Source organism: Paraburkholderia jirisanensis (assembly GCF_054782355.1).
This window is the reverse complement of record NZ_BAAGSQ010000021.1, coordinates 235347-251145: the sequence shown is the minus strand read 5'-3', so window position 1 is coordinate 251145 and position 15799 is coordinate 235347. Positions and strand designations below refer to the sequence as shown.

Annotated in this window: 17 protein-coding genes; 13 read left to right on the top strand and 4 right to left on the bottom strand. The window is 62.4% G+C overall.

Features of this window, described 5'->3' with window-relative positions; genetic code table 11:
* Positions 1–543 precede the first annotated feature (543 nt).
* Positions 544–1743: a D-alanyl-D-alanine endopeptidase gene (gene pbpG, locus ACYVNQ_RS10380; protein WP_460902393.1), complete on the top strand. Its 1200-nt coding sequence runs from the start codon at positions 544–546 to the stop codon at positions 1741–1743.
* Between the two features lie 171 nt (positions 1744–1914).
* On the opposite strand, the gene ACYVNQ_RS10375 is transcribed toward pbpG, so the two are convergent.
* On the bottom strand, positions 1915–2709 hold the full coding sequence (locus ACYVNQ_RS10375) for an IclR family transcriptional regulator (protein WP_460902392.1): 795 nt from the start codon (positions 2707–2709) through the stop codon (positions 1915–1917).
* A 177-nt stretch (positions 2710–2886) separates the two neighbouring features.
* Here ACYVNQ_RS10375 and ACYVNQ_RS10370 point away from each other — a divergent pair, with 177 nt between their 5' ends.
* The gene (locus ACYVNQ_RS10370; protein WP_460902391.1) at positions 2887–3609 is read left to right on the top strand and encodes a (Fe-S)-binding protein; all 723 of its coding nucleotides are present in this window, start codon (positions 2887–2889) and stop codon (positions 3607–3609) included.
* 81 nt (positions 3610–3690) lie between these two features.
* Positions 3691–5103, top strand: a complete 1413-nt coding sequence (locus tag ACYVNQ_RS10365; RefSeq protein WP_460902390.1) for a LutB/LldF family L-lactate oxidation iron-sulfur protein — start codon at positions 3691–3693, stop codon at positions 5101–5103.
* A gap of 142 nt (positions 5104–5245) precedes the next feature.
* On the opposite strand, the gene ACYVNQ_RS10360 is transcribed toward ACYVNQ_RS10365, so the two are convergent.
* Positions 5246–5728, bottom strand: a complete 483-nt coding sequence (locus tag ACYVNQ_RS10360; RefSeq protein WP_460902389.1) for a hypothetical protein — start codon at positions 5726–5728, stop codon at positions 5246–5248.
* A gap of 258 nt (positions 5729–5986) precedes the next feature.
* Between ACYVNQ_RS10360 and ACYVNQ_RS10355 the strand changes: the two genes are divergently transcribed.
* The 10 genes from ACYVNQ_RS10355 to iscX all read left to right on the top strand — a co-directional run bounded on the left by ACYVNQ_RS10355 (position 5987) and on the right by iscX (position 13118).
* The gene (locus ACYVNQ_RS10355; RefSeq protein WP_460902388.1) at positions 5987–6223 is read left to right on the top strand and encodes a hypothetical protein; all 237 of its coding nucleotides are present in this window, start codon (positions 5987–5989) and stop codon (positions 6221–6223) included.
* A 113-nt stretch (positions 6224–6336) separates the two neighbouring features.
* The gene (locus tag ACYVNQ_RS10350) at positions 6337–6843 is read left to right on the top strand and encodes a low molecular weight protein-tyrosine-phosphatase (RefSeq protein WP_460902387.1); all 507 of its coding nucleotides are present in this window, start codon (positions 6337–6339) and stop codon (positions 6841–6843) included.
* Between the two features lie 86 nt (positions 6844–6929).
* Positions 6930–7463 (top strand): Fe-S cluster assembly transcriptional regulator IscR, encoded by a 534-nt coding sequence (gene iscR, locus ACYVNQ_RS10345; RefSeq protein ID WP_460902386.1) that lies wholly within the window; start codon positions 6930–6932, stop codon positions 7461–7463.
* Between the two features lie 61 nt (positions 7464–7524).
* A complete protein-coding gene (locus tag ACYVNQ_RS10340) occupies positions 7525–8748 on the top strand; it encodes an IscS subfamily cysteine desulfurase (RefSeq protein ID WP_460902385.1) in 1224 nt (407 codons plus the stop codon).
* 66 nt (positions 8749–8814) lie between these two features.
* A complete protein-coding gene (gene iscU, locus ACYVNQ_RS10335; protein ID WP_460902384.1) occupies positions 8815–9234 on the top strand; it encodes a Fe-S cluster assembly scaffold IscU in 420 nt (139 codons plus the stop codon).
* Positions 9235–9364: 130 nt separating this feature from the next.
* A complete protein-coding gene (gene iscA / locus ACYVNQ_RS10330) occupies positions 9365–9688 on the top strand; it encodes an iron-sulfur cluster assembly protein IscA (protein ID WP_460902383.1) in 324 nt (107 codons plus the stop codon).
* Positions 9689–9842: 154 nt separating this feature from the next.
* The gene (hscB, locus tag ACYVNQ_RS10325; RefSeq protein ID WP_460902382.1) at positions 9843–10370 is read left to right on the top strand and encodes a Fe-S protein assembly co-chaperone HscB; all 528 of its coding nucleotides are present in this window, start codon (positions 9843–9845) and stop codon (positions 10368–10370) included.
* A gap of 106 nt (positions 10371–10476) precedes the next feature.
* A complete protein-coding gene (hscA, locus tag ACYVNQ_RS10320; protein WP_460902381.1) occupies positions 10477–12348 on the top strand; it encodes a Fe-S protein assembly chaperone HscA in 1872 nt (623 codons plus the stop codon).
* A gap of 215 nt (positions 12349–12563) precedes the next feature.
* Positions 12564–12905, top strand: coding sequence for an ISC system 2Fe-2S type ferredoxin (fdx, locus tag ACYVNQ_RS10315; protein WP_460902380.1), 342 nt, complete (start codon positions 12564–12566; stop codon positions 12903–12905).
* Between the two features lie 15 nt (positions 12906–12920).
* Positions 12921–13118: a Fe-S cluster assembly protein IscX gene (iscX, locus tag ACYVNQ_RS10310; RefSeq protein WP_460902379.1), complete on the top strand. Its 198-nt coding sequence runs from the start codon at positions 12921–12923 to the stop codon at positions 13116–13118.
* A 136-nt stretch (positions 13119–13254) separates the two neighbouring features.
* Here the strand turns inward: iscX and ACYVNQ_RS10305 are convergent, their stop codons facing one another.
* Together ACYVNQ_RS10305 and lysS are read right to left on the bottom strand one after the other, a co-directional pair.
* Entirely contained in the window at positions 13255–13977 is a 723-nt protein-coding gene (locus tag ACYVNQ_RS10305) for an outer membrane lipoprotein (protein ID WP_460902378.1), read from the bottom strand.
* Between the two features lie 285 nt (positions 13978–14262).
* Positions 14263–15789, bottom strand: a complete 1527-nt coding sequence (gene lysS, locus ACYVNQ_RS10300; RefSeq protein ID WP_460902377.1) for a lysine--tRNA ligase — start codon at positions 15787–15789, stop codon at positions 14263–14265.
* Positions 15790–15799 lie beyond the last annotated feature (10 nt).

The window sequence follows — 15799 nt, the reverse complement described above, 5'->3', positions numbered from 1 at the left end:
GTTGCCAAAACGCATAGCCGTTGGCGGATTCGCACCGCGATGGTGCGAGGAGGCGGCTTTTCTACCGCAGGATCAACGGCTTGGTGAGCGATCTAACAAATCGCATAAGTCGCGGTAGAATCGCGACGTACACCAAAACTGTGGCGGAACGTTATAACTCCATCCCGGTCGTATGCGCGATGCGTCGGTTTGCAGCGAATATTTAACACGCTGTGGCTGGGCTCGACGCACCGCCCTCTGAGCCACGGTTCAGGGGCGAGTTTGTGCGGCGCACGTAATGCGCTGCCATGCGGCCATATTTCCCCTGATCAAGGAATGTGTCGATGTTGCCGTTAGCTCGGGTGAGTTCTTTTCCTGCGCGCGGCAGCGGAGAAATATACGTGCTTCATTGATCTTTTCGATGAGCACTGATAAATCCATTGCTCTTTCCAATCGAGTCTTACAACTCGGTTTAAGGAGGAAGGGTAAGTGCTTAATATTGCTAATTTTTCCTTGTTTCACTACACTTGGCGGACCATTCCCTGCCGCTCTACCAGAACACCAATGAAAACCGACATGTTTTCGTCACTCAAAGTGATGCACAGCGCGGCGCTGGGCACCGCGCTGTCGGTGGCCGCCTCCGTGGTCATCGCAGCGGCGTCAGTTGCGCCGGTTGACGCGCTCGCCGCGTCGACCGCAGCCTCGGCGAAATCCGAAAAAGTTTCGAAGAAAGCAGCCCGCAAGCCTGCCAAAGGCGCCGAAGCACCGGCAGCCAAGGTTTCCAGCCGGGCGGCCAAAAACGCGAAGGCGGCCAAAGTCGCCGACAAGGACGACGACGACGCACCGCGCGCCGTCTCGAAGAAACGGCGCGTCAACGTCAGTTACTCGATGAACGGCCGTCATCACCCCGCGGTGCGCCGCGTCGTGTTCGAACCGCGTCCGCCGACCGTCGGGCAGGCGTTCGGCCTGCATGAGACGCCCGATGCGCTGGCGCTGCGTTCGAGCGTCGCCTATGTAGTCGACCAGAATTCGATGGAGCCGCTGTTCGACAAGAATTCGCGCGCCGTGGTGCCGATCGCGTCGATTACCAAGCTGATGACCGCGATGGTGGTGCTCGATTCGAAAGCAGCAATGACCGAGCAGATCGAAGTCACCGACGAAGACCGCGACTACGAGAAGAACACGCGTTCGCGGCTGTCGGTGGGCTCGGTGCTGTCGCGCGAGGACATGCTGCATATCGCGCTGATGGCGTCGGAAAACCGTGCGGCTGCGGCACTGTCGCGTTATTTCCCGGGTGGCCGTCCGGCTTTCATGGCTGCGATGAACGCGAAGGCGAAGCAGCTCGGCATGACCGATACGCATTTTGAGAACCCGACCGGTCTGACCAGCCAGAATGTGGCGAGCGCGCGCGATCTGGTGCGGATGGTGAATGCCGCGTATCAGTACCCGATGATCCGCACGTTCTCCACCGATCACAGCTACGAGGTGTACACGGGCAAGCGCACGCTGGCGTACAACAGCACGAATGCGCTGGTGCGTAATCCGTCGTGGGAAATCGGTCTGCAGAAGACCGGCTTTATCAACGAAGCAGGCGAGTGCCTCGTGATGCAGACCCGGTTGCATGACCGCCCGGTGATCATGGTGCTGCTGGATTCGGCGGGCAAGTATTCGCGCTTTGCGGATGCCGCGCGTCTGCGTACGTGGATCGACAACGGCAACGAGCAGCGTGTGACGAGTGCCGATGCGAATGGCGCGGGTACCTGAATGTGAATGACGTGCGCGCGGCTGCAATCGGTTAGCTGATTGTGGCCGGGCGGCCGGGTTGACCGGATCGCAATGTGGCGGAATCAAGTTGCACGGCAATGCCGAAAATTAAAGAGCCTCGCAAGTTGTTGCTTGCGAGGCTCTTTGTATTCCGGCTGTGAACTGTGTGAGTCAGGCGGTGGCCTGTTGCTCCGCTTGCGGATGGAAGCCAAGCGATTCCGAGATCACCAGCGCCGTCTTGCTGACCTGTCCCAGCCACGCATCCTGCAACCGGTCCGCCGGCGCCGACAGAGACAGCCCGGCGACCAGCTTGCCCGAATCGTCGTAAATGCCCGCGGCGATGCAGCGCACGCCCAGTTCGAGTTCTTCGTTATCGCGCGCGCACGACTGCTGGCGCACGTGCGTCAGTTCGCGCTCGAGCTTGGTCAGATCCGTGATGCTGTTCTGCGTATGGCCCGACAGCCCCGTGCGGGTCGCGTATGCGCGCACCCGCGACGCCTCGTCTGCCGCAAGGAACAGCTTGCCCACCGAAGTCAGATGCAGCGGCGCGCGGCCGCCGATCGCCCGTACCACCTGCATGCCGGAGCGCTCCGAATACGCACGCTCGATATAGACGATTTCGTCACCCTGTCGCACCGACAGGTTGACGGTCTGGCCGGTGAGACGGTGTAACTCGCGCATCGGCATCAGCGCCGCGTCGCGCACCGACAGGCGCGCCTTGACGAGATTGCCTAGCTCGAGCAAACGCATGCCGAGCCGGTAAGTGCCGGGATCGGACCGGTCGACCAGCCGACACGTCACCATATCGTTGAGAATGCGGTGGGCAGTCGACGGATGCAGTTCGGTGCGCTGCGAAAGATCTTTCAGGCTGACCGGGTCACTGTGCGCGGCCAGGGCGTCCAGCAGCCGCATCATGCGCTCGATCACCTGGATCGAGGTTTTGGGATCCGGGTTCGTATCGCTCATGGGAAAAATCTGTGACACGTCTAGCGACGGGAAATCGATTGTATCTCGTATGGTGAAAAAAGCGAACGCCGTTCGAAGTACCGCTCGAACCGCATTTTTTCGCTGATTGAGGGTTCGCCGCGTTGGTATCACCGGACATTCAGCGGATAATCGGGGACGTTTCCCGGAGGAGGGTCCATGCGAGTTGGATTTTTCGTCACCTGCCTGATCGATCTGATCCGTCCTGAAATCGGCTTTTCGGCGATCAAGCTAATCGAACGCGCCGGTTTTGAAGTGGTCGTACCGCCCGCGCAGACCTGCTGCGGGCAGCCCGCCTACAACTCGGGCGAGCGCGGCCTCGCGCGCGATCTCGCGGAAAAGACGCTGCGCGAATTCGAGCAGTTCGATTATGTGGTGGTGCCGTCGGGCTCGTGCGGTGGCATGATTCGCGCGCATTACGGCGATCTGTTCCGCGACGATCCGGAATTGGCCGGACGTTTCGCGCGGCTGCGCCCGAAGGTATTCGAGCTGACCGATTTTCTGGTCAATGTCGCGAAGGTAGAGCTACCGGAGGCCGGTTTTGCCGGGCCGGTCACGTATCACGACTCATGCTCCGGATTGCGCGAACTCGGTGTGAAGCTGCAGCCGCGCGCGCTGCTCGCGCAGACGGGCGTCGAAGTGACCGAAATGAAGGGCTGCGAGCATTGCTGCGGGTTCGGCGGTACGTTCGCGGTCAAGTATGGCGACATTTCCACGGCGATCGTCGATGAGAAGTGCGACAACATCCGTTCAAGCGGTGCGAGTGCCGTCGTGCTCGGCGATCTCGGCTGCATGCTGAATATCGAAGGACGTCTGCGTCGCACCGGCGATACCACCACGCGGGTGCTGCATATCGCGCAGGTGCTGGCGGGCGACGCGTAAGTGGCGCTGTGCGCCTTGACCCGTCGCGTTGCCGTTCCCGCTTCCGCCCAGTCGCAACCCACTTCCTGAACACAGGCCGTCATGCAAGTTCAATCGATGCAGTTCAAGGCGCGCGCAGGCCAGAAGCTCGCGGACCAGCGCCTGCAGCAGAACCTCACGAAGCTGTCGACCAAATTCGTCACGGCGCGCGCCGAGGTGATGACCGCGATCGATTTCCAGGAGACGCGCGACGCGCTAAAAGAGCGTCGTAATCGCGCGCTGGAAAACCTCGATGTCTGGCTCGAAACCTTCGAGCGCGAAGCGACGCGGCGCGGTGTCATCGTGCTGTACGCCGAAACTACTCAGGACGCGGCGAAGCTCGTCGCGGACATCGCCCGCAAGCACGATGTGAAGAAGGTCATCAAGACGAAGTCGATGGTGTCCGAGGAAATGCGGCTGAACGAAGTGCTCGGCAAGATGGGCGTGCAGTCGGTCGAGACCGACCTTGGCGAATACATCCTGCAGATCAACAATAACGAACCGCCGAGCCACATCATCGCGCCGGCTCTGCATAAGGATAAGGACGAAGTCGCAGATCTGTTCGCGAAGACCCATGACCGGCCGCGGCTGACCGAAATCCCGGAGATGACCCGCGAAGCGCGTGAAATGCTGCGTCCGCATTTCATGTCCGCCGATATGGGCGTGACAGGCGGCAATTTCGCGATCGCCGAAACCGGGTCGATCGCGCTCGTCACCAACGAAGGCAACGAGGGCATGTGCACCGTGATGCCGCGCGTGCACGTCGCGGTAACCGGCATCGAGAAGGTGCTGCCGACGCTCGAGGATCTGGCTACCGCGATGCGCCTGCTGCCGCGCTCGGCGACCGGGCAGACCACCTCGAACTACTTTTCGCTGCTGACCGGCCCGCGTCGCGACGGCGATCAGGACGGGCCGGAACATATGTATGTGGTGCTCGTCGACGGCGGCCGGACCGGGCTGATCGGCGGAGACTTTCAGGAGATGCTGCGCTGCATCCGCTGCGGCGCGTGCATGAATCATTGTCCGGTGTATCAGAAGGTCGGCGGGCATGCGTACGGCTGGGTCTATCCCGGGCCGATGGGATCGGTGCTGACCCCTAGCTACGTCGGGCTCGACAAGGCGCTCGATCTGCCGCAGGCCGCAACGCTGTGCGGCGAGTGCAACAGTGTCTGTCCGGTCGGTATTCCGCTGTCGGACCTGCTGCGCAAGCTGCGCGAGAAACAGGTGGAACGCCACCTGCGGCCGTGGCGTGAGCGAATGGCGCTGTCGATGTGGGGCTATCTTGCGTTGCATCCGACGGCTTACTCGATGCTCACGAAGCTGGCGGTGCGGGTGCTGGAAAAGATCGGCGGAGAAAAGAAGTCGATCGCCAGGCTACCGCTTGCCGGCGGCTGGACCAATACGCGGGATCTGCCAGCACCGGTCGGGCGGACATTTCGTGAGCTTTACGCGGCGCAGAATAGTCATCGGGGCTGAGCAGGCGCCGCGGCGATACGAGGATCGTTGGTATCGAACTGACGAAAAATGCATTGGCAGCGCTTTCGCGCCGCCGTCACGGTGTTTTTTACGTGCCGTTCTGGAAGGTTGGCACCGGTTACATGTTTGTGTGACTTCGGGCTCAATGGTTGGTGATCCGCGATCCATTATTGGGCGAGACATCTACCTTCGCGCCACGGTTCCCACCACCACCGCCACCGTTGCCGCGGCCGCCGCCTGACGGTCCGGCGGCCGGTGGCGCGCCACCTCCTGAGCCGCCGCCCGCCTGGGGTGCGCCATGCGGACCGCCGCCACCGCCATGGCCGCCACCGCCACCGCCTCGTCCGTGCCAGTCGCCGCCGCGATAGCCGCGCCGTTCGTAACGATCACCACCGTAGTACGAGCGTCCCGAATAGCCGCCGAACCCAAGAAACAGATTGGTTTGCGGCGGCGGGGCGTAGCCATACCCGTAACCGTCATACCCGCCATACCCGTTGTCGCCATAACCATCATAACTGCCATATGCGGGCGCGCCGTTCGGGTAGACGGCGCAGCCGCCCATCAGCGCGACTAGCGCCAGTGTGGCTGCGACGAGGGGAGTGCGGCGTCGATATTTCACTTTCATGGGATAGCTCGGCAATGCAAGGTTGATGTAACTAAGACAGATCGTCGCATGCCGTGTCGCATTACCTTTGTATGCGTTTGTAAGGATTCCTTTCACGCTCGCCTGTCCGTCGCGCATCGCTGCCCGCTGAGACCCACTGTTCGTCTCAATAAAACGGAGTGTTCCGCTGGCCGGGGTTTTTCCCGATTGCCGCAATCTTTACAATCTCTGCTGGGCTTAGTGGGTCGTGGACTCATGCCCGTCAGCGAGAACCGCATCATGAGAAAGACAATATCGATGTACTGGCCTTTAGCGATCGTCTTGCCGCTGGCCGCGGCCGCCTTCCTGTATCTGTGCAGCAGCGCTGTGAAGCACACAAGTCCGATGCCGCTTGCCGCAAGCGAAGTCACCGCCGAGTTGGCGCGCACGGTGTCGTACGGCCTCGTCGGCGACGAGGCAGCCGCCGCGCAGCAGGCAGCCCGCACCAACGTCACGCTGCAAGCCGAGCCAATGTAGGCGGGCGCGCTCGGCGTTCTGCAGCGCGACGACGCGCCACTTCATATAATCGCGGCATCTTTATCATTACTTCTGGCTGACATCGCGGCTGCGCCGCTCGACTTTACCTATTGATGAATACCGTTGCCGTCTGCTTCGTGTGCCTTGGGAACATTTGCCGCTCGCCTACCGCGGAGGCGGTGATGCGGCACCAGGTCGAGCAGGCGGGTCTCGCCGGTCGTGTGATGCTGGATTCCGCAGGTACCGGTAACTGGCACATCGGCGGTGCACCCGATGAGCGAGCGCAGCAGGCCGCGGCACACCGTGGCTACGATTTGTCACAATTGCGAGGCCGTCAGATCGGTACAGCGGACTTCGACCGCTTCGACCTGGTGATCGCGATGGACGACGCCAACGTCGCCGCATTGAAGCGGATCTGTCCCCCGCAGCACCGCGACAAGATCCGGCTCTTGATGGAATTCGCGCCGGAAGCGGGCGAAACAGAAGTGGCAGACCCGTACTTCGGCGGCGCCGACGGGTTCGAGCGCGTGCTCGACCAGTGCGAAGCAGCCTGCCGAGGCCTTGTCAGCGTGGTTTCCAGCCGCCTGGCCGTTTCTGATCCAAACTTCTTAAGTAATTGACCCATTTTGGGATAGGGATACTTGACTAAATCCGTCATGTATTTATACTTGAGCAAACTTGTCGAGAATAGCGGTTCCCATACATCATGAGACTCACCACGAAAGGCCGTTTCGCCGTTACGGCGATGATCGACTTGGCCTTGCGCCAGGAGCAGGGCCCGGTGACGCTTGCGGGTATCAGCCAGCGCCAGCACATTTCCCTGTCATATCTCGAACAACTGTTCGGGAAGCTGCGCCGCCATGAGATCGTCGAATCCGTGCGTGGGCCGGGCGGCGGCTACAACCTTGCGCGTCGTGCAGAGGATGTGACGGTAGCCGACATCATCATTGCCGTCGACGAGCCGCTCGACGCCACGCAGTGTGGCGGCAAGGGCACGTGCGAAGGCACCAAGCAGCGCGACGGCCATTGCATGACGCACGAATTGTGGTCGACGCTGAACCAGAAGATGGTCGAGTACCTCGACTCGGTCTCGCTAAAGGATCTGGTCGATCAACAACGCTCCCGCGAAGCGGCACCTGCTACGGTGCTGCGTGACAGGCGCACTGAAGCGCCGGCGGTCGAGCCCACACGGGTCGCGCCCAAAGGGCCGAATTCCGTATTCAACATGGCTGGGTCGTAGAGCGCCACACGAAGCGCCGCAGCCCAGATAAGCCAGACAATGATTGTCCCCGGAGCGATTGATGAATAACGATATTCCCCACCTGCCCATTTACATGGACTACAGCGCGACGACGCCAGTCGATCCGCGTGTGGTGGACAAGATGATCCCCTATTTGCGTGAGCAGTTCGGCAACCCGGCGTCGCGCAGCCACGCGTACGGCTGGGACGCCGAGCGCGCAGTCGAAGAAGCGCGCGAAAACGTCGCGGCGCTGGTCAACGCGGATCCGCGTGAAATCATCTGGACCTCGGGCGCGACTGAGTCGGACAACCTTGCGATCAAGGGCGCCGCGCATTTCTACAAAGGCAAGGGCAAACACCTGATCACGGTGAAGACCGAGCACAAGGCCGTGCTCGACACGTGCCGCGAACTCGAGCGCGAAGGCTTTGAAGTCACGTATCTCGATGTGAAAGACGATGGCCTGATCGACATCGACGTATTCAAGGCGGCGCTGCGTCCGGACACGATTCTGGTGTCGGTGATGAACGTCAATAACGAGATCGGCGTGATTCAGGATGTCGCGACGATCGGTGAAATTTGCCGCGAAAAGGGCATTATTTTCCACGTCGATGCAGCGCAGGCAACCGGCAAGGTCGAGATCGACCTGCAGAAGCTGAAGGTCGATCTGATGTCGTTCTCGGCGCACAAGACGTATGGCCCGAAGGGCATCGGTGCGCTGTACGTACGCCGCAAGCCGCGCGTGCGGATCGAAGCGCAAATCCACGGTGGCGGCCACGAGCGCGGTATGCGTTCAGGCACGCTGGCACCGCATCAGATCGTCGGCATGGGTGAGGCGTTTCGTCTGGCCCGCGAAGAAATGGCCACCGAAAACGAGCGCATTCGTATGTTGCGCGATCGTCTGCTGCGGGGGCTGACGCAGATCGAAGAAGTGTACGTGAACGGCGACATGGAACAGCGTGTGCCGCACAACCTGAACATCAGCTTCAACTTCGTCGAAGGCGAATCGCTGATCATGGCGGTGAAGGATGTCGCGGTGTCGTCGGGTTCGGCGTGCACGTCGGCGTCGCTCGAACCGTCGTATGTATTGCGTGCGCTTGGCCGCAACGACGAACTCGCGCACAGCTCGATCCGCTTTACGGTTGGACGCTTCACGACGGAGCAGGACGTCGATTATGTGATCAACCTGCTGAATACGAAAATTGCCAAGCTGCGCGACCTGTCGCCGCTGTGGGAAATGCACAAGGACGGCGTCGATCTGTCGACGATCCAGTGGGCCGCGCACTGAGCGCGGGCACGGGCGAAGACGTTTGATCGGTTGCATGCAGGTTGAAACGAATCAAGGAGTGTAAACATGGCTTATAGCGACAAGGTTCTGGACCACTACGAAAACCCGCGCAACGTCGGCTCGTTTGCGAAGGACGACGACGCGGTGGGTACTGGCATGGTCGGCGCGCCGGCGTGCGGCGACGTGATGAAGTTGCAGATTCGCGTCGGTGCGGATGGCGTGATCGAAGACGCGAAGTTCAAGACGTACGGCTGCGGTTCGGCGATTGCGTCGAGCTCGCTCGTCACCGAATGGGTGAAGGGCAAGACGCTCGATCAGGCGCTCGACATCAAGAACACGCACATCGCCGAAGAACTGGCACTGCCGCCGGTGAAAATCCACTGCTCGATCCTCGCGGAAGACGCGATCAAGGCAGCGGTTGCCGATTACAAGCAGCGTCATGGCGGCGCTGAGGCAACGGCGCCGGCTGGCGAGCACGCGGCCTGAAGCGGCACGAAGCAACGCGGCCGGAGGCACGAGCGCACGGTACCGCGAAGAGCATACGAGCACTTGAGTAGAACGCAGGCAAGTGGCGGCGCAATGTCAGGAGACGGCGCGCCGCGCAATGAGAAACGCTATGGCAATTACATTGACCGATAGGGCTGCACAACACGTGCAAAAATACTTGACCCGCCGCGGCAAGGGCGTCGGCTTGCGAGTCGGCATCCGCACGACGGGCTGCTCGGGTCTCGCGTACAAGCTCGAATATGTCGACGAGCTGGCGGCGGAAGACGAAGTGTTCGAATGCAACGGCGTGAAGCTGATCGTCGACCCGAAGAGTCTCGCCTATATCGACGGTACCGAAGTCGATTTCGCCCGCGAAGGACTGAACGAAGGCTTCAAGTTCAACAACCCGAAGGCGAAGGACGAGTGCGGCTGCGGCGAATCGTTCCGCGTGTGAGCTGACGCGATACGTAGAAAAGGCGGCCCGTGCCGCCTTTTTTCAATTTCCGCCTTAGCCGTGTTTGCCGTGTTTCTGCCTTGGTTCCGGGCTTGTGATGGCCGCTACCAGGACAGCCCGCCCGCCGATCTCGAAAAACAGACGAACCGACCCGATGGCCTCGCTGAACGACAGTCACTTCGACCTGTTCCATTTGCCCGTGCAGTTTGCGCTCGACCAGCACGCGCTCGACGACGCCTACCGCACCGTACAGGCGCAGGTGCACCCCGACCGCTTCGCGGCGGCCGGCGACGCGCAAAAGCGCATTGCGATGCAATGGGCAACGCGCACGAACGAAGCGTACCGGACGCTGCGTGATCCGTTAAAGCGCGCCACATACATGCTGTCGCTGCGCGGCATCGACGTCGGCGCGGAGCACAATACGGCGATGGAGCCGGCCTTCCTGATGCAGCAGATGGAGTGGCGCGAGCGCATCGAGGATGCCGCGGCGGCGAAAAACGTCGACGATCTCGACGCGCTGCTCGCCGAACTGCGCGACGACGAGCGCGTGCGCTTCACGAAGCTCGCGGCGCTGCTCGACAGCAACGCGGATCAGGCGGCGAGCGAAGCAGTCCGGCAGTTGATGTTCATCGAGCGCATCGCGACAGAAATCGATACGCAAATCGAGCGGCTCGAGCATTGAGCCGCACATCGTCCCTGCAACAGTGAAAAACAGGCGTTGCTGCCGTTCCATCCAGCAACGCGAATAATCCAGCACGGGGCGCAACGTTCCCGAAAGAAGATTCCAGATGGCTTTACTGCAAATCTCTGAACCCGGCATGGCGCCCGCACCGCATCAGCGGCGCCTCGCGGTCGGCATCGATCTCGGCACCACCAACTCGCTGGTCGCAGCGGTACGCAACGGCGTGCCCGACGTGCTGCCGGACGCGGAAGGGCACATGCTGCTGCCTTCGGTGGTTCGCTACATGCAGCAGGGCGGCCGCCGCATCGGTCGGCAGGCGAAGGCCGAGGCCGCAACCGATCCGCGCAACACGATCGTCTCGGTCAAGCGTTTCATGGGCCGCGGCAAAAGCGAAGTGGAAGGCGCCGAGAACGCGCCGTACGACTTCGTCGACGCGCCCGGCATGGTGCAGATCCGCACGGTGGATGGCGTAAAGAGCCCGGTCGAGGTGTCGGCGGAAATTCTCGCGACGCTGCGCCAGCGCGCCGAAGATACGCTCGGCGACGAACTGGTCGGCGCGGTGATCACGGTGCCGGCCTATTTCGACGAAGCGCAACGCCAGGCGACCAAGGACGCCGCGCGTCTGGCCGGCCTGAACGTACTGCGCCTGTTGAACGAACCGACTGCCGCGGCGATTGCCTATGGCCTCGACAATGGCGTCGAAGGCCTGTACGCGGTCTACGACCTCGGCGGCGGCACCTTCGACCTGTCGATCCTGAAGCTGACCAAGGGCGTATTCGAAGTGCTCGCCGCGGGCGGCGATTCGGCGCTCGGCGGCGACGATTTCGATCACGCGCTGTACCGCCATGCGCTCGCGCAAGCGGGCATCGCCGCGCAGTCGCTGACGCCGGAAGACGTACGCCGGCTGCTCGATAGCGTGCGCATTGCGAAGGAAGCGCTGTCGAGCGCGCCGCAAGCGAAGCTCGAAGTCGCGTTGTCGAATGGCGCACAACTCGACCTGACGATCGACGCAGCGACCTTCGAAACCGTCACACAAGCGCTGGTACAACGCACGCTGGGCCCGACGAGGAAGGCGCTGCGCGATGCGAAGGTCACGCCAGCCGACATCAAGGGCGTGGTGCTGGTGGGTGGCGCGACACGCATGCCGGTGATTCGCCGCGCGGTCGAAGGCTTCTTCGGCCAGCCGCCGCTGATCAACCTCGATCCGGACCAGGTGGTCGCGCTCGGCGCGGCCGTCCAGGCGGACCTGCTGGCCGGCAACCGCGGCGGCGACGGCGACGACTGGCTGCTGCTCGACGTGATTCCGTTGTCGCTCGGCGTCGAAACGATGGGCGGCCTGACCGAGAAGATCATCCCGCGCAACTCGACGATTCCGGTCGCACGCGCGCAGGATTTCACGACCTTCAAGGACGGCCAGACCGCGATGGCGATCCACGTCGTGCAAGGCGAGCGCGAACTGGTGTCGGATTGCCGGTCGCTGGCGCGCTTCGAATTGCGCGGCATTCCGCCGATGGCAGCGGGCGCCGCGCGGATTCGCGTCACTTATCAGGTGGATGCGGACGGCCTGCTGTCGGTATTCGCGCGCGAGCAACTGTCGGGCGTCGAAGCCTCGGTGGTGGTGAAGCCGTCCTACGGCCTTGCCGACGACGACGTCGCACGCATGCTCGAAGACAGTTTCTCGTCCGCCGAAGTCGATATGCGCGCTCGCGCGCTGCGCGAAGCGCAGGTCGAAGCGCAGCGTCTGGTCGAAGCCACCGACGCCGCGCTAGCCGCCGACAGCGATCTGCTCGACGCCGGCGAGCGGGCCGAACTGGACGCGCTGCTGGACGCGCTGCGTGGCCTCGTGCAAAGCCCCGACCAGCAAGCGATCGACGACGCCACCAAAGCGCTGGCCGCCGGCACCGACGAATTCGCCGCGCGCCGCATGGACAAGGGAATTCGCCGCGCACTGTCGGGCCGCAAGCTCGACGAGATCTGAGCGCCGCATGGGACACCCTATGCGCCGCGCTATATTCCACCACGAGCGCCGCGATGAATGCCGCTCCTGCATCGCCAGCTAGATCGAACTGAACAGCGCGCGCCAAAAGTGCGCGCGCCGTCAGTAAAATAGCAGGTGCCTGCCGGACGGCTTTCGGGTGCGACCTGCCGCACGGGCGCACCGCACCGCGCCGAACGACATCAAACGGAAAACCTATGCCTCAAATCGTTGTACTGCCTCACATCGAGCTGTGTCCGGAGGGCGCGGTGATCGACGCCGTGCCGGGCAAGAGTATCTGCGACACCCTGCTCGAGCACGGCATCGAAATCGAGCACGCGTGCGAAAAGTCGTGCGCATGCACGACCTGTCACGTTATCGTGCGCGAAGGCTTCAACGCACTCGAGCCGTCGGAAGAGGACGAAGACGATCTGCTGGACAAGGCATGGGGGCTCGAGCGCGAGTCGCGGCTGTCATGCCAGGCGATCGTGCCGGAAAGCGACGACCTGGTCGTCGAGATTCCGCGCTATTCGATCAATCACGCGAAGGAAAATCACTAACAGGAGCGAGCAGCCATGAAGTGGACCGATACTCAAGACATCGCGATGGCGCTGACCGACAAGCATCCGGATCTCGATCCGCAGCAGGTGCGCTTCACGGATCTGCACCGCTGGGTGATGGAACTGGACGGCTTCGACGACGACCCCAACCGTTCGAACGAGAAGATTCTCGAGGCGATCCAGGCCGCGTGGATCGAAGACGCGGATTATTGAGGGCGCGTAGCGTCAGCGGCGCAGCATGACAAAAGGCGATTCCAGTGGAATCGCCTTTTTGCTTTGCGGTTTGCGCTGAAGAACCTTGGCCGGACCGCACAGCAGCGCGGTAGCCCGGTAGCGCGGCAGCGGTAAATCAGCCGGCCACGAGCGTGCCGTTCTCGATGCGCACGCGTTCACCTTGCTGGAACGGCGGCGCTTCGTGGAACGTGAAATAGCGATACTTGCCGGTTTCCATCCGCACGCGCACCGAGTAGGCGGTCGAGGTGCGCAGATGTTTTTCGACCGAGTTGCCGGCGAAACCGCCGCCGACCGCACCGAGCAGCGTCATGGCAGTACGGCCGCCGCCATGCCCGAACTGGTTACCGATCACGCCACCGGCTACCGCGCCGCCGACCGCACCGATACCGGTGCCATGGCCTTCCTGACGGACTTCCGAGATCGCGACAACGGTGCCGCAACTCTGGCATGCCGCAGGGCGGGGCGCCTGTTGAGGCGGAGCGTATTGCTGAGCCTGTGGCTGCGGGACCGGCTGCTGGGCGTACTGCGCCTGTGCCGGCGGCTGCGCGGGAACCGGCACAGGCACGGCCTGAACCGGTTGTTGCAACTGCTGTTGCGCCGCTTGTTGCTGCGCCGGCGGAGCAGCCGGCTGTGCCGTATCGATAACCGGCTGCGACGCGATCTGCGCGGCCTGCGTCTGATTCGACTGCGCGCTGTCGCTGGAAGCTTTCGGGAACAAGCCGGTGATGGCGGCGGTGGCTGCAAGGCTCGCGACGATCACCGCACCCGCGGCAGTCGCGACCAGCGGATGCAGCCGGCGCGACGATTGATTGGATGGTGTGTTATTCGGATTGTCCATATTGCCCTCCGTCCACGAAGAGTCGATCTTGATCAGGCTTACAGTGTCCGACAACTGTCATAAGTGGTGGTTTCAATTTGTAACGTCGTCTATACCGAATGCACGATGGCGTGTCGCGGCACGCAGTCGCGCCGCACAACTTACCGATAGTTACAAACGATCACCGCGCCCACGCCGAAAGCAAGACGCCCACCGACGGTCGACAGAACCGTGGGCGGGCGTCAGTGCGAAGCCGCTTCGCGTCAGCAGCCAAAGGCGATCTGCCCCGGCTGCCGCGACGTCACATCAATCTTCGCGGCGCAGATGCGGAAACAGGATCACGTCGCGGATGCTCGGGCTATCGGTAATCAGCATCACCAGCCGGTCGACGCCGATACCGCAACCGCCGGTCGGAGGCATGCCGTACTCGAGCGCGCGGATATAGTCCGCGTCGTAGTACATTGCTTCTTCGTCGCCGGCGTCTTTCTGGTCGACCTGCTTGCGAAAGCGCGCGGCCTGGTCTTCCGGATCGTTCAGTTCCGAGAAACCATTGGCGATTTCGCGGCCGGTAATGAACAGCTCGAAGCGCTCGGTGATGCCTTCAACCTTGTCCGACGCGCGCGCGAGCGGCGACACTTCGATCGGGTAATCGATGATGTAAGTCGGCTCCCACAGCTGCGCCTCGGCGGTTTCCTCGAATAGCGCGAGCTGCAGCGAACCGAGCCCCGCGTTCAGGAATTTCGGCTCGCTGGTATTCACGCCGAACTTCTTCAGTTCCGTGCGCAGGAACGCCGCATCGGTCAGCTGTGCTTCGGTGTACTGCGGCGCGTGCTTGAGGATCGCCTGCGTGATCGTCAGCCGGTGGAACGGTTTGGCGAGATCGAGTTCGCGGCCCTGATAGCTGATCGTCGCGGTGCCGAGCGCGTCGACGGCGGCCTGGCGGATCAGCTGTTCGGTAAAGTCCATCAGCCACGTGTAATTGGTGTACGCGGCGTAGAACTCCATCATCGTGAATTCCGGATTGTGGCGCGGCGACACGCCCTCATTGCGGAAATTCCGGTTGATCTCGAACACGCGCTCGAAACCGCCGACCACCAGCCGCTTCAGATACAGCTCAGGCGCGATGCGCATGAACATCTGCATATCGAGCGCGTTGTGGTGCGTGACGAAGGGCTTGGCCGCCGCGCCGCCTGGGATCGGATGCAGCATCGGCGTTTCGACTTCCATGAACTGCGCGTCCGACATGAACTTGCGGATCGACGAGATGGTTTTCGTCCGGGCGACGAAGGTCTTGCGCGCTTCGGGCGTGACGATCAGATCGACGTAGCGCTGCCGATAGCGCATTTCCTGGTCGGCGAGACCGTGGAACTTGTCCGGCAGCGGGCGCAGCGCCTTGGTCAGCAGACGCAGCTCGCTGCAGCGCACCGACAGCTCGCCCTTGTTGGTGCGAAACAGCACGCCGCGCGCCGCGACGATATCGCCCAGGTCCCACTTCTTGAATGCTTCGTAAGTCGCCTCGCCAACATCAGCCGGCGTGATGAAAAACTGGATCTGGCCCGAGCCGTCCTGCACGGTGGCGAAGCTGGCCTTGCCCATTACGCGCTTTAACATCATGCGGCCGGCCAGCGACACGGCGAGCGCCTGCGTTTCGAGCGCTTCCTTGTCGGTGTCCGCGTATTGCGTCTGCAGGTCGGCGGCGTGATGGGTCGGCTGGAAATCGTTCGGGAAGGCGACGCCTTGCTCACGCAGCGCGCGCAGCTTTTCGCGGCGCTCCGCGATGATCTGGTTGTCGTCGTCGGCCGCGGCGGGGGTCTGGGTCGTCGGTTCGGTCATGATGATGGTC